The organism is Mycobacterium sp. NGS34, from assembly GCF_059812845.1.
The window spans coordinates 581231-594884 of sequence record NZ_JCALDM010000002.1 but is presented as its reverse complement, the minus strand read 5'-3'; the positions used below and the strand labels follow the sequence as shown (position 1 = coordinate 594884).

11 protein-coding genes are annotated in these 13654 nt (G+C 68.6%); 1 reads left to right on the top strand and 10 read right to left on the bottom strand.

Translation table 11 applies throughout. The features are described 5' to 3' along the window. Nucleotides 1–18: 18 nt before the first annotated feature. The 3 genes from AC5Y7V_RS07765 to AC5Y7V_RS07755 all read right to left on the bottom strand — a co-directional run bounded on the left by AC5Y7V_RS07765 (nt 19) and on the right by AC5Y7V_RS07755 (nt 2332). Nucleotides 19–492, bottom strand: a complete 474-nt coding sequence (locus tag AC5Y7V_RS07765) for a GtrA family protein (protein WP_499879423.1) — start codon at nt 490–492, stop codon at nt 19–21. 82 nt (nt 493–574) lie between these two features. Then, nucleotides 575–1339: a methanethiol S-methyltransferase gene (gene mddA, locus AC5Y7V_RS07760; RefSeq protein ID WP_499879422.1), complete on the bottom strand. Its 765-nt coding sequence runs from the start codon at nt 1337–1339 to the stop codon at nt 575–577. A gap of 69 nt (nt 1340–1408) precedes the next feature. Next, nucleotides 1409–2332, bottom strand: coding sequence for an alpha/beta fold hydrolase (locus AC5Y7V_RS07755; protein ID WP_499879421.1), 924 nt, complete (start codon nt 2330–2332; stop codon nt 1409–1411). A 51-nt stretch (nt 2333–2383) separates the two neighbouring features. Between AC5Y7V_RS07755 and AC5Y7V_RS07750 the strand changes: the two genes are divergently transcribed. Beyond that, the gene (locus AC5Y7V_RS07750) at nt 2384–3001 is read left to right on the top strand and encodes a TetR/AcrR family transcriptional regulator C-terminal domain-containing protein (protein ID WP_499879420.1); all 618 of its coding nucleotides are present in this window, start codon (nt 2384–2386) and stop codon (nt 2999–3001) included. Here the strand turns inward: AC5Y7V_RS07750 and secA are convergent, their stop codons facing one another. From secA to mtrB, 7 genes are all read right to left on the bottom strand, one after another. Further along, nucleotides 3002–5842, bottom strand: a complete 2841-nt coding sequence (gene secA, locus AC5Y7V_RS07745; RefSeq protein WP_499879419.1) for a preprotein translocase subunit SecA — start codon at nt 5840–5842, stop codon at nt 3002–3004. 85 nt (nt 5843–5927) lie between these two features. Then, nucleotides 5928–6626 (bottom strand): ribosome hibernation-promoting factor, HPF/YfiA family, encoded by a 699-nt coding sequence (gene hpf / locus AC5Y7V_RS07740; RefSeq protein WP_499879418.1) that lies wholly within the window; start codon nt 6624–6626, stop codon nt 5928–5930. 320 nt (nt 6627–6946) lie between these two features. Continuing rightward, nucleotides 6947–7579, bottom strand: a complete 633-nt coding sequence (locus AC5Y7V_RS07735; RefSeq protein ID WP_499879417.1) for a ComF family protein — start codon at nt 7577–7579, stop codon at nt 6947–6949. Nucleotides 7580–7610: 31 nt separating this feature from the next. Further along, nucleotides 7611–8891: an oxalate/formate MFS antiporter gene (oxlT, locus tag AC5Y7V_RS07730; RefSeq protein ID WP_499879416.1), complete on the bottom strand. Its 1281-nt coding sequence runs from the start codon at nt 8889–8891 to the stop codon at nt 7611–7613. A 450-nt stretch (nt 8892–9341) separates the two neighbouring features. Further along, nucleotides 9342–10166 carry a hypothetical protein gene (locus AC5Y7V_RS07725; RefSeq protein WP_499879415.1) on the bottom strand — a complete coding sequence of 275 codons (825 nt, stop codon included), beginning with the start codon at nt 10164–10166 and terminating at the stop codon, nt 9342–9344. A gap of 63 nt (nt 10167–10229) precedes the next feature. Beyond that, a complete protein-coding gene (gene lpqB, locus AC5Y7V_RS07720) occupies nt 10230–11987 on the bottom strand; it encodes an MtrAB system accessory lipoprotein LpqB (RefSeq protein ID WP_499879414.1) in 1758 nt (585 codons plus the stop codon). Further along, nucleotides 11987–13654 (bottom strand): MtrAB system histidine kinase MtrB, encoded by a 1668-nt coding sequence (gene mtrB, locus AC5Y7V_RS07715; RefSeq protein ID WP_499879413.1) that lies wholly within the window; start codon nt 13652–13654, stop codon nt 11987–11989. The genes lpqB and mtrB overlap by 1 nt, the downstream gene beginning before the upstream one ends.

Here is a 13654-nt window from a genome sequence, read left to right as displayed (position 1 = left end):
AGGTCGATCCTAAGGCCGTCAACGGCGGAAGACCACCCAGCGCATCGCGCAGTACATGTACACCGCTTCGCAGACCCCCGCCAGCACCCGCGACAGCTGGTATTGCACCCCGATCGCCGTCAGCGCGCTGGAGACGCCGAGGATCAGCGCCAGGTAGTTGACGACGACCACCACGACGTAGACGGCGACCTGTCGTCCGACCGGCGCATGGGATTGAAAGTTGAAGGTGCGGTTGAGCACATAGCTGAGCGCGAAGGCGCACCCGTAGGCGACCGTGACGGCGATCGGCACCGGAAGGCCCAGCCCGCCGCGCAGGCCCGTGAGGATCGCCAAGTCGATGCCGAAGGTGAGCCCGTTGATCAGGCAGAAGCCGACAAACGTGGGTGCGACGACCGACCCGAGCCCGAACGGCAGCCGATCGACGACCGCCTCGCACCACTGGTGGAACCGGTCCACCCGGCGCGCTTGACCGACCCGCGACCCGGTTTGCACACGGGTACCGTGCCATGTCCAGGTATCCGCCACGTGATCAATCGGCCAACGCCGGGCAGAGCATTCGGCGCCGCGTCGAGAGCTAGTGCTGGCCAACCGCTTCCGCCGAGCGCCGGCGCGGCCGGTGCTTGAGCGGGACCAGCATGGGCACCTCGCGACGGTATTGGCGGTATTCGTTGCCCAGCGCCGCGACGAGGCCGCGCTCTTCGATGTGCACCGCGGTCAGGATGTAACCCGTCATGGCGATCGAGAAGAGCAGATGCCCGGCCGTCATGGTGGGGGCCGCCCAGAACGAGATGAGGAATCCCAGCATGAGCGGGTGGCGCACCAACCGGTAGAACAAATGGGTGCGGAAATGCAGCTCGGTATAAGGCTTTTGGCGCCAGGCCAGATACACCTGCCGCAGCCCGAACAGGTCGAAGTGGTTGATCATGAACGTCGCGCCCAGCGCGATCACCCAGCCCAGCCAGAACAATGCCCAAACTGCGAGCCGCGCCGCCGGCTGCCGCACGTCCCAGACGACGTCGGGCATCGTGCGCCACTGCCAATAAAGCAGCAGCAGCACGGCGCTCGACAGCACCACGTAGGTGCTGCGCTCGATCGAGGCCGGCACGAATCGGGTCCACCACGCCTTGAACGCCGGCCGCGCCATGACGCTGTGCTGCAGCCCGAACGCCCCGACCAGCAACACGTTGACGACAATCGCCTCGCCGAGGGGCGCCGGGAGCCCGTGGTCGACGGTGCGCGGCACCCACAGGTTCGCCACGAAGGCAACGAGATACAGGAAGGCGACGAGGAACAGCAGGTAGGCCGCCGCGCCGTAAGCAACAGTCATGTAACGCTTCATGACCCCAGTGTCGGCCGCGGCGGCACCTGGGTATATAGCTCATCTGCCTCATCTTTGCGCGGCGGCGCCCTAGTTATTTTTGACTAGTCGCGCCGCCGCCGCGGTTTTGACGGCGCCCGCGACAACGCTCGGCTGGACGATGGGCAGCATGTGACCGCCGGGCACCTCGATGAGTTCACTGCCGCGAAGCGCCGCGGCCAGCCGCCTGCCGTGCCTGATCGGAATCGGATGATCACCCTGCGCCAACACGACGACGGCGGGCACGTTCAGCGCGGGGAGGCGCTGGTCGACCCAGTCGATGTTGCGGTGGTAGGCCAAGCGATCCTCGGCCATCGCCCGCAGGTTGTCGTCGTGCAACGTGACCGCGCCGAGCCGACTGCGATACCCCGGGTCAACGGGATCGGGCGCAAAAGCGAAGCGCCCGTCGATGATTGCGCCCACACGCCGAATCAGACCGCCGACCGTCAGGTCATTGAGTTGCCGGACACCGGGCAGCGCGGTGGCGCGAACCAGCCACGCCGCTCCCATCCGGAACGGCCCGGAGCGCAGCCCACCACCCGACGGCGCGATGAGGGCGAGGCCGGCGACGACTTCGGGAAAGCGCGCCGCGACGCCGAGCGCCAACAACCCGCCGAACGAGTGGCCGACCAGCACGCCCCGTTCGATGCCAAGGTGGTCGAAGAGCGCTGGGATCATGTAGATCTGGCTTTGAAAGTCCAGCGGGCCGCCTTCCGACCAGCCATAGCCCGGCCGATCGACGGCGATGGTGTGGGCACCGGGGAGCTCGTCGACCACCCGCTCGAAGTCCAGATGAGTGCCGGGCATGCCGTGCACCAAGACCATGGGAACGCCGGCGCCCGGGCGTTCGACGTAGTGGATGCGACGGCCGGCGATATCGGCGAACCGGCCGGCGGGTCGCGGCTTTGGCCGGCGGCGACCCCAAATCGCGTTTGCAAGAACCGTTCCCGTGGCCATAGCGGCAAGTGCGTGCATCGGCATCCTTTGCTTACGTTGTAAGCGCACAGTATCGCTTACACTGTAAGCATGCAAGCCCGCCTTGGTCGCGACGCCATCGTCAGCGCGACGCTGGAATTGATCGAGGAGGACGGAGTCGACGCCGTCACGATGCGCGCGGTCGGAGCGCGGCTCGGCTGCGAGGCGATGTCGCTCTATCGTCACGTCGCGAACAAGGCCGACCTGTTGCGGTTGGTCGGCGAGGCGGTCATCGCCGAGATCCGCGTGCCCCGGGCCGCGACCGGGTGGGACGCCGCGCTGCGTGCCCTACTCCGTGACCTGCGACGGGTAGCACTCAAGTACCCCGCCGCCTTCGGCCTTGTCAGTCAGGGCGCCGTGACCGCGGTCAGCGCCGCCGCGCTGCAGGCCGGCATGGAGGCGCTCACCGAGGGCGGCTTGTCCGAGGACGAGGCGGCGCGGGCGCTGTGCCTCTGCCTCACCTATGCGACCGGGGCGATCAACAACGAGCTCGCCGCGAATCGGCTCGGCGGTCCGCTGGCCCGCTCCGACGACCCCCAAGCGGAGTTCAGCGATGCGCCGTTGGCGGCACACTTCCTGGAGGTCATGGCGCGGACCAACTACAAGCGCGAGTTCGAGGCCGGCATCGACGTGCTCCTGCGCGGGCTGGCACCGGCCCGAGCGCAATGACTAGCGCCGCTTGACCGACTTCGGCGGCTTGGCGCCGCGCCCCTGCTGTCGCGCGGCCGCGCGACGCTCGCGTCGGCTGCCGCCGCCCGCCACACCGGCCGGCGCCTTCTGCGCGCCACCGCCGTTGCGCTGCACCTGCGCGGAGCCGTCCTCGGACGGCCCGGAATACGTCAGCGCGGGCGCCTCGTCATCAATGCCCTTGGCGCGCAACACGCTTGGGCTCTCTTCGCGGGCCGCGGCGGGGGCTTCGCCTTCACCGTCGGGCTGCCCGGCCGAGCCGCTGCCCAATTCCGCCAGCCCCTCGGGCGTCGCCTGCGGGGCGACCTGGGGCGCGGGCACCGCTTCCACGGTGACGTTGAACAGGAAGCCGACCGACTCCTCCTTCATGCCGTCGAGCATGGCCATGAACATGTCGTAGCCTTCGCGCTGGTACTCCACCAGCGGATCGCGCTGCGCCATCGCCCGCAGCCCGATGCCCTCCTTGAGGTAGTCCATCTCGTAGAGGTGCTCGCGCCACTTGCGGTCGATGACGTTGAGCAGCACGTTGCGCTCCAGCTGACGCATCGCGCCCTCGCCGGCGATCTCCTCCAGCTCGGCTTCCCTTGCCGCGTAAGCCTTTTCGGCGTCGTTTACCAGCGCCTCGAGCAGCTCGTCGCGGGTCAGGTCGTCGCGGTCGGAGTCGGCGTCGCGGTGCGTCAGCGTCTCGTGCGAGATGCCGACCGGGTACAGCGTCTTGAGCGCCGTCCACAGCGCGTCCAGGTCCCAGTCCTCGGCGTAGCCCTCGGCGGTCGCGCCGTCGACGTAGGCGGTGATCACGTCGCGGACCATGTCCAGCGCCTGCTCCTTGAGGTTCTCGCCCTCGAGGATGCGGCGGCGCTCGGCGTAGACCACCTTGCGCTGCTGGTTCATCACCTCGTCGTACTTGAGGACGTTCTTTCTGACCTCGAAGTTCTGCTGCTCGACCTGGGTCTGGGCGCTCTTGATGGCGCGGGTCACCATCTTGTTCTCGATCGGCACGTCGTCGGGCAGGTTCAGCCGGTTCAGCATCGCCTCGAGCGCGGCGCCGTTGAAGCGGCGCATGAGCTCGTCGCTCAGCGACAGGTAGAAGCGCGACTCCCCCGGGTCGCCCTGCCGGCCGGACCGCCCGCGCAGCTGGTTGTCGATGCGCCGCGACTCGTGGCGCTCGGTGCCCAGCACGTACAGGCCGCCGGCCTCGATCACCTCTTCGGCCTCCTTGCCGGCCTCCTGTTTGACCAGGGCCAGCTCCTCGTGCCACGCCGTCTCGTACTCCTCGGGCGTTTCCACCGGATCCAGGCCGCGCTCGCGCAGCCGCTGGTCGGTGAGGAAGTCGACGTTGCCGCCCAGCACGATGTCGGTGCCGCGGCCGGCCATGTTGGTGGCGACGGTGATGCCGCCGCGCCGGCCCGCCACGGCGATGATGCCCGCCTCCTGCTCGTGGTACTTGGCGTTGAGCACGTTGTGCGGGATGCGGCGCTTGGTGAACTGGCGCGACAGGTACTCCGAGCGCTCGACGCTGGTGGTGCCGATCAGGACCGGCTGGCCCTTCTCGTAGCGCTCCTCGACGTCGTCGACCACCGCGATGTACTTGGCTTCCTCGGTCTTGTAGATGAGGTCGGACTGGTCGGTGCGGACCATCGGCTTGTTGGTCGGGATGGAGACCACGCCAAGCTTGTAGATCTCGTGCAGCTCCGCCGCCTCGGTCTGGGCGGTACCGGTCATGCCGGCCAGCTTGTCGTAGAGGCGGAAGTAGTTCTGCAGCGTGATGGTGGCCAGCGTCTGGTTCTCGGCCTTGATCTCGACGTGCTCCTTGGCCTCGATGGCCTGGTGCATGCCCTCGTTGTAGCGCCGGCCGATCAGCACGCGCCCGGTGAACTCGTCGACGATGAGCACCTCGCCGTCGCGGACGATGTAGTCCTTGTCGCGGTTGAACAGCTCCTTGGCCTTCAGCGCGTTGTTGAGGTAGCTGACCAGCGGCGAGTTGGCCGCCTCGTAGAGGTTGTCGATGCCCAGCTGGTCCTCGACGAACTCCACGCCCTTCTCGTGCACGCCGACGGTGCGTTTGCGCAGGTCGACCTCGTAGTGGACGTCCTTTTGCATCAGCGGGGCGATACGGGCGAACTCGAGGTACCAGTTGGAGGCGCCGTCGGCCGGGCCGGAGATGATCAGCGGGGTGCGGGCCTCGTCGATCAGGATGGAGTCGACCTCGTCGACGATGGCGTAGCAGTGCCCGCGCTGCACCAGGTCGTCGAGCGAGTGCGCCATGTTGTCGCGCAGGTAATCGAAGCCGAACTCGTTGTTGGTGCCGTAGGTGATGTCGGCGTTGTAGGCGACGCGCCGCTCGTCGGGCGTCATCTGCGCGAGGATCACCCCGACCTGCAGGCCCAGGAAGCGGTGCACCCGGCCCATCCACTCGCTGTCGCGTTTGGCCAGGTAGTCGTTGACGGTGACGATGTGCACGCCCTTGCCGGCCAGCGCGTTGAGGTAGGCCGGCAACACACAGGTCAGGGTCTTGCCCTCACCGGTCTTCATCTCGGCGACGTTGCCCAGGTGCAGCGCGGCCGCGCCCATCACCTGCACGTCGAAGGGGCGCTGGTCCAGGACCCGCCAGGCGGCCTCGCGCGCCACGGCGAACGCCTCGGGCAGCAGGTCGTCGAGGGCTTCGCCCTCTTCGAGGCGCTTCTTGAACTCGTCCGTCTTTGCCCGCAGTTCGGCGTCGGTCAGCTTCTCGACGTCGTCGGACAGCGTGTTGACGTAGTCGGCCACCTTCTTGAGGCGCTTGACCATGCGACCTTCGCCAAGGCGCAGCAACTTATCCAGCACGGTGTTGTCCCCTGTTGATAGGAGTCTTCTTCTTCGTTAAACCGACCCCCATCGTAGGTGACGGGCCGCGGATGGCCTTGAATCGTCAGGCGAGCCTGATCAGGCCGTAGTCGTAGGCGTGCCGGCGGTACACGACGGACGGCCGTTCGGTCTCCTTGTCGTAGAACAAGAAGAAGTTGTGCCCGACCAGCTCCATCTCGTAGAGCGCCTCGTCGACCGACATCGGCGTGGCCTGGTGCTCCTTGGTTCGCACCACCCGCCCCGGCTCGTGGTCTTGTTCCCCGTGGTCGGCATGGTTCAGGCCCGCGCCGTCGTGTTGGTGCGGCTCGAGCGGATCGGCGTTGAAGGCCTTCGCGGGAAGGGGCGCCATCGCGGTGGCGGCGGCCAGCGACACCGGCGTCTTGTCGCCGTAGTGCACCTTGCGGCGGTCCTTGACGCGGCGCAGCCGGCTCTCCAGCTTGTCCACGGCCGACTCGAAGGCGGCGTAGAAGCTGTCGGCACAGGCCTCCGCGCGGCTGACCGGCCCGCGACCGCGGGCGGTGATTTCGACGCGCTGACAGGACTTGCGCTGGCGGCGGTTGGGCGCGTGTTTGAGCTCGACGTCGAAGAGATAGATGGAGCGATCGAATCGTTCGAGGCGGGCGAGTTTTTGCGAGACGTAGAAGCGGTAATGATCGGGGATCTCGACGTTGCGACCCTTGAACACGACTTCGGCGTTGAGGGTCAGTTCGGCCGGCTCGCCGCTTTCTGCCGGCGGTTGGTCGAGAGTCAGATCGGAATCCACGGTAAGCCTTGACATACGTGTCAACTCGTTTCCTTTTCCACGTCGCACGCGGGGCGTGCCGGCTTCTACAAGATGCGCCGACGGGGGTTGGGAGCGGTTTCCACAGGTCACCGCCGCAGGCAGCCCGCCGATGCAAGGTGCCGAATTCTCACCCCCTTCGCGTGTGGCGTGCTACCCGGGAAAACGACGACGGCGTTGTGGCCCGGGCCAAGGATGTTCCTGAAGGTTGTTCTCGACGTTAGCTCGTGTTCGCCTTGGGATGCCACTGATTTCGCACAGCTGTTGCGAGTTCTTCACAACCGCTTGGCCGCCGCACAGGTTCAGGCGGCGGCGATCGCCAGCACGGCGGCGACGCGGACCCCGGCGCCGCTCAGCGTCCGCACCGATTCGCGGGCCGTCGCCCCGGTGGTGACGACGTCGTCGACGATGACGACCTCGCCGCCCGGGCGCCGGCCGCGCAGCACCACCCGGCCCGCGATGTTGCGCTCGCGGGCCGACGTGCCGAGGCCGACCGAGTCGCGGGCCAGCGCCTTCATCCGCAACACCGGCGCGACGGCGATGTCCGGGTGCCCGGCCACGGCGGCCCGCGCCAGCCGCGTGACGGGGTCGCCCCCGCGCGCCCGCGCGGCCGAACGCCTCGTCGGCGCGGGCACGATCGTCAGCGGCGTCTCGACCATCCCCCACGTCAGCAGCCGGTGGATCCCGAGGGCGAGGCTGCGGGCCAGCGGTGTCACCAGGTCGCCGCGACCGTTCTCCTTCAGCGCCAGGATCGCTGCGCGCCGGGCGCCGGCGTAGCGACCGAGCGCGAATACCGGCGCCTCGGGGTCGATGCGGGGGTTGACCACGTGCGGCTCGTCGGGCCGGACGCCGAGCTCGGCCGCGCAGGCGGCGCACCAGCGCGTCGACGGCGCCCCGCAGCCGCCGCACTCCAGCGGCAGGATCAGGTCGAGCACGCCCGCCAGTGTGGCGGGCTCGTCCGACAACTCACCCGGCGCCGACGAAACGCCTGCGCGCCGGCTTCAACACGAGCACGGCCAGCGCCGCGGTTCCCAGGTCGAGCGCGATCGCGCACTCGAACACGGGGATCCAGCTGCCGGCTTGCTGATGCAACAGCGCCGCGAGCGGACCGCCGAACACCGAGCCGATCCCGAAGGAGATGTAGAGCCAGCCATAGTTCGCCGTGGCGTGACGGGTCCCGAAGGTGTCGGTCAACGTGGAGGGGAACAGCGAGAAGATCTCGCCCCATCCGAAGAACACCAAACCCGAAAGGAGGACGAACATCGTGGCGTCGTGTCGCGTCAGCAACCACAGCGTCATGGCGACACCCTCCAACGCGAACGCGAACGCCATGGTGTTCTCGCGGCCCAGCCGATCCGATACCCAACCGAACAACGGGCGGGTCAGCCCGTTCGTGAAGCGATCGATGGTCAAGGCCAGCGGCACGGCGGCGAGCCCGAACACCAAGACCTTGCTCACACCGAACTCCGTGGCGAACGTCGCCATTTGCGACGTGACCATCAGGCCCGAGGTGGCCATCATCGTCATCATCACGAACATCAACCAGAAGAGCGGCCGCTTGAGCATTTCGGACGGCCGATAATCGCGCACGGCGGTGGACGCGCGGTCGCTCGGCGCGTTCCACGCCGGGTCCAGCGGCGGCGCGTGCAACCCCTGCGCCGCAACGAAACCCACGGCGGCGAACGCGATGCCGAACAACCACAACGTGGAGTCGACGCCGCGCGCGACCAGCGATGAGGCGATCGGGAAAGTGGTTAGGATCGCGCCCATTCCGTAGCCGGCCGCCACCACGCCGGCGGCGAATCCGCGTCGATCCGGAAACCACTGGACCATCAGCCCGACGACGCCGACGTAGACGATCCCGGTGCCGATGCCGCCGACACCGCCATAGGTGAGGTACAGCACCGAGACGGTATGCGCGTAGGAGGCGAGCACCCAGCTCGCGCCCGCCAGCAACGTGCCGATCGAGATCAACCGGCGGGGCCCGAAACGATCGACCAGCGCCCCCTGGAAGGGTGAGAAAAAGGCCTGCAACATGACGAGAATCGAGAAGGTCACCTGCAATTCCGGCAGGCCGATCCCGAGTTTGGCGGCGAGCGGCTTGGTCATCAGCGTCCACACGTACTGGGGACTCGATATCGTCATCATGCACACCAGACCGAGGCCGAGCTGAAGCCAGCGGCTGCGCGCGATGGTCGGCGCGATCGCCGGGGCCGCGCCGTCCAGTATGTCCGTGCGAGCAGTCACCATGGTCCTCCGTTTCGACTTCGCCCTAGGCGACGGCCGCGATGGTTTGAATGCGATCGATGCGGCGTCAATGTGCGCCGCCAACAGTAAGTTTCGTGTGTTACCCGGAGATTTCCCGCGGTAGCAAACGCATCAACATCCACTCACAGAAGTCGGACTTGGTCAGGAATTGCGTTCTGTTACAAGCGAATTCACTCATATCCGCCGACGATCCGGCCGATGATGAACCCGTGTGGATTAGCCGGATACAACGGATGATGTCACTTGTTTGCGCACTACCGGCGTTAAGCATCCAGTGTTATTCTTCGGCCTTTCAACGGATATCGATAAAACCGACTGCCGAGGACCGGAACGGTCAAGTCCGCCAAGGTGAATCGGTCGAAGACCGCGAAGCTCCGGCGGCCCTGCGTAATTCGGCCGGTGGTGACACGTTCACCGGAGCGTTCAGTCCTAGCCCCTCAGCAGCGCGGGCCAGGTGAAGCTGAGTGCGCCCTGGCTCAACCGGGTGATGAGGTCTTCCAGGTTCCGCAACGGCAGATCCATCCGCCATTCCGGCAGCAACGCCGAAACCTCGAAGGAATCCAGCCCGAGGCTGACGTCGGTGACCAGCAGCTCGTGTGGGAGCTCGGGCAGCGGTACCCGATAAGCGGGGGTCCGCGACGGCAGCACCCATCGTCGTTGCCCTGCCACCAGGGCGCGCGGCCGCAACCACAGCGTCTTCCCCACCACGTCGAGGTCAACCTCGAGACCTCCCCAGCCCGGCTGGCGTCGCCAGCGCAGGCGGGCCGCCCCGTCCTCGCACAACTCGCCCCGCAGCCGCGGCGTCGCGTGGCGCACCACCTCATCGAAAATCCCGGCCGACAGCGCCGACGACAACTTCACCGGCGCCGCCACCACCACCGGCGGCACGCCCGGACGGATGTGCACGTTGTGCAGAACGGCAACGGCGTGCTGCAGGCGCTGATCGCCCCAGCTGATGTCGCGTGCGGCCACCCGTACCTCGCCGAGCTGACCGACGGCCAGCCCTTGTGGCTCGAGCGCCGAGTCCAACTCGGTCACCGTCAGCACCACATCCTGGTCGCCCAGGCGCACCGTGACCTCCTTGTCGACGAGCAGTTGTTGCAGGCTCGCGAACAAGGTCCGGTAGGGCGCGGCGACTGCCTGGGCGGCTCCCGCACCGACGGACGGCAACCCGCTCGACGACCACAGCGAGGACAGCATGTCCAAGGCGCGCAACGGATCATCCCAACGCAGGCGGGGAACTTTGGGGGACATCGGCGCGCCTCCTCACAGCGAGGGTAGCCGGAGAGGCGAGCCCGCAGAAAGAAGGCCGAGCACTTAGCCCGGCAGCACCGGCAACGCGCCGGGCGTCGACAACCCGGACACCTCCGACCAGCTCTGCTGGGTTTCGGGGGCCGACGCCGAATACTGCAGCACCCCGTCCGGGGCCGCGACGTAGACGGCCGACGGGTTGGCCGCGACCGTCGTGACGGGCATCTGCAGGCCGCGGGATGGCGCGTCGGAGTTCACCCCGTCGAGGTTGACGTAGGACACCGGATGGTTGGCGTCGGTGCGGGTCACGACGATGTCGTCGCCGGTGCGCCACGACAGCGACACCACCGAGTTGCCCAGGCCGAATCCCAGCCGCCGCGGGTAGGTCAGCGCGTACTGCCCGGCCTGCGTCTGCTCCACACCGGCGAGGATGACCTGGCCGTTGATCACCATCGCGGCGCGCGTGCTGTCGCGCGACAGCTGCAGGTCGGTGATGGGCCCGGGGAAGCTGGAGGCCACCACGGCGGAATCCACCGGGATGCGGGCGGGCTGACCCGACGCCGGTTCCTGAATGGCGCGCAGCACGTTGTTGTTGTCGACCACCACCCACACGGCGTCGTCCAGCGACCAGCTGGGCCGCGTCAGGTTGCGCCCGTCGGCGGCCTGGACCGCCTCGCCGCCCAGGTCGCCGATCCACAGCGACGCCGCCTGGTCCGGGGCGCCGCGGCGCAGCGTCACCACGGACGCCACCTGCCGCCCGCTGCGGGACAGCGCGGCGCCGGTCTGGTCGCCGACCCGCCCGAACGCCCCCGGCACGGTGTTGGCGTGCTGTCCGTCCAGCCCGACCAGCGACCCGTTGACCAGGGCGTGCAGCCCCGCGCCGGCGCCGTCGGCCACGCCCGGGTCGGTGGCGGCGACGTCGGAGGTGGTCCACCCCTCGGCGAACCTGTCGTCCAGCGGTGCGCCGTCGGCGTTGATCACGTACGGGCCCCTGATGTCGGCCCGGGCCAGCGTCCAAATGATCTGTGCCGCAAGCAATGCCCTGCTGTGCGGGTCGGTGGTGGACAGCTTCTCCAGGTCGATGCGGGCGCCGCCGTAGCCCTTGCCGATGCCGTTCTTGCCGCCGTCGGCCCGCGTCACCGGCCCGCGCAGCCGCAGCGGCGGGGCGAGCAGGTTGCGCACGGTGTGGGCCATCTCGGGCCGCGGCCCGGCCAGCATCTTGGACACCAGCTCGGTGGCCAGCTGGTCGTGATCGGACACCGCGACGTAGCGGGGGTCGGGCACCACCGTCTTGCCGGTCGGGTCGGCGAAGTACAGGGTGTTGCGTTTGTAGGTGGACTGGAACTGCTGCCAGTCCAGGAAGACCCCGTTGGGCAGGCGGTCGATTCGCCAGCCGCCCGACGTCTTGACCAACTCGATCGGCCCGGGGTCGGGCAGCACGCCCTCGGCCGTTTCGAACACCCCGACGTCGGACAGCGAGCCCAGGATGTCGGCCCGCATGGTCGCCGAAACCCGTTCGGCGCCACGGGTTTCCACGAACACCACGTGGTCGATCAGCAGCGCGCTGCCGGCGTCGTCCCACGAGTTGGACGCCGACTGCGTGAGAAATTGCCGGGCCGCCAGGTGCCGGTTCGCCGGATCGGCGGTGGCCTTGAGGAATTCGCGCAGCAACACGTCGGGGTCCATGCCGGGGGTCGGCTTGGGCAGGTTCGACGGGGCCGGCCGCTCGACGGTGCCGATGGCCTGCGGGGCCGACGAGCTGGGCACCCCCGCGCAGCCGGCGAGGACGAACGCGAGCGAGAGAAGCACGAGCAACCGCCGCATCAGACGCTCCGCTCGGCGTGCTCGCGTGGGCGCGGCGCGTCCGGGCGCGGCGGCGGGGGCGGCTCCGGGATCGGCTTCAACGGCAGCGGGCTGGTGGTGACCTTGTGGCCGCGCACCAGGGGCAGCGTCAGCCGGAAGCAGGCGCCCTGGCCGGGCTCGCCCCACGCCTCCAGCCGGCCCTGGTGCAACCGCGCGTCCTCGATGCTGATCGCCAGGCCCAGCCCGGTGCCGCCGGAGCGGCGCACCCGCGACGGGTCCGAGCGCCAGAACCGGCTGAACACCAGCTTCTCCTCGCCGGGCCGCAGCCCCACCCCGTAGTCGCGGACGGTGACCGCGACGGTGTCCTCGTCGACGCCCATCCGGATCTGCACCGGCTTGTGCTCGGCGTGGTCGATGGCGTTGGCGATCAGGTTGCGCAGGATCCGCTCCACCCGGCGCGCGTCGACCTCGGCGATCACCTCTTCGTCGGGCAGCTCGACGAGCAGCTCGATCCCGGCCTCCTCGGCCAGGTGGCCCACGTTGCCCAGGGCGCTTTGCACGGTGGCACGCAGGTCCACCGCCTCGACGGACAGCTCGGCCACACCGGCGTCGTGCCGCGAGATCTCGAGCAGGTCGTTGAGCAGCGTCTCGAACCGGTCCAGCTCGTTGACCATCAGCTCGGTGGACCGGGCCAGGGTGGGATCGAGGTCGGCGCTGTGGTCGTAGATCAGGTCGGCGGCCATGCGCACCGTGGTCAGCGGGGTGCGCAGTTCGTGGCTGACGTCGGAGGTGAACCGGCGCTGCAGGTTGCCGAACTCCTCGAGCTGGGTGATCTGGCGCGACAGGCTCTCGGCCATGTCGTTGAACGACACGGCCAGCCGCGCCATGTCGTCCTCGCCGCGCACCGGCATCCGCTCGGACAGGTGCCCCTCGGCGAACCGCTCGGCGATCCGCGACGCCGACCGGACCGGCACCACCACCTGGCGCGAGACCAGCAGCGCGATCCCGGCGAGCAGCACCAGCAGCACCGCGCCGCCGGTGATCATCGTGCCGCGCACCAGCTGGATGGTGGCCTGCTCATTCTTCAGCGGAAAGATCAGATACAGCTCGAGGTTGGCGACCTGCGACGACGTCGGCGTGCCGATGACCAGCGCCGGCCCGGAGAAGCCGTCGGTGTGCACGGTGGCGTACTGATAGGCCGCCTGTCCCGCCTTGACGAAGCCGCGCAGCGCGTTGGGCACCTGGTCGACGGGCCCGGCCGCACTGGCGGCGCGCGGGCCGTCGCCCGGCACCATCAGCACCGCGTCGAACGCGCCGGCCAGGCCGGCGCCCGAGGCGGGGTCGGTCTTGGAGGTCAACGTGTTGCGGGCCAGCTGCAGGCTGCTGTCCAGCGAGCGGGTCTCCTCGCCGTTGACGATGCCCGCGACGGTCGTGCGCGCCCGCTCGATCTGCTCCATCGCGGCCCGGACCTTCACGTCCAGCACGCGGTTGGTGACCTGGCTGGTCAGCACGAAACCCAGCGCCAGGATGACGGCGAGCGACAGGCCGAGGGTCAGCGCGACGACCCGCAATTGCAGCGATCGGCGCCAGGCAGCGCCCACGACCCGACTCACCGCACCCATGCCACGCGTCATGGGGCCGGAGCGACCCCAGCGACTCCTAGTGCGTTGCCGAGACCCCCAGATCAA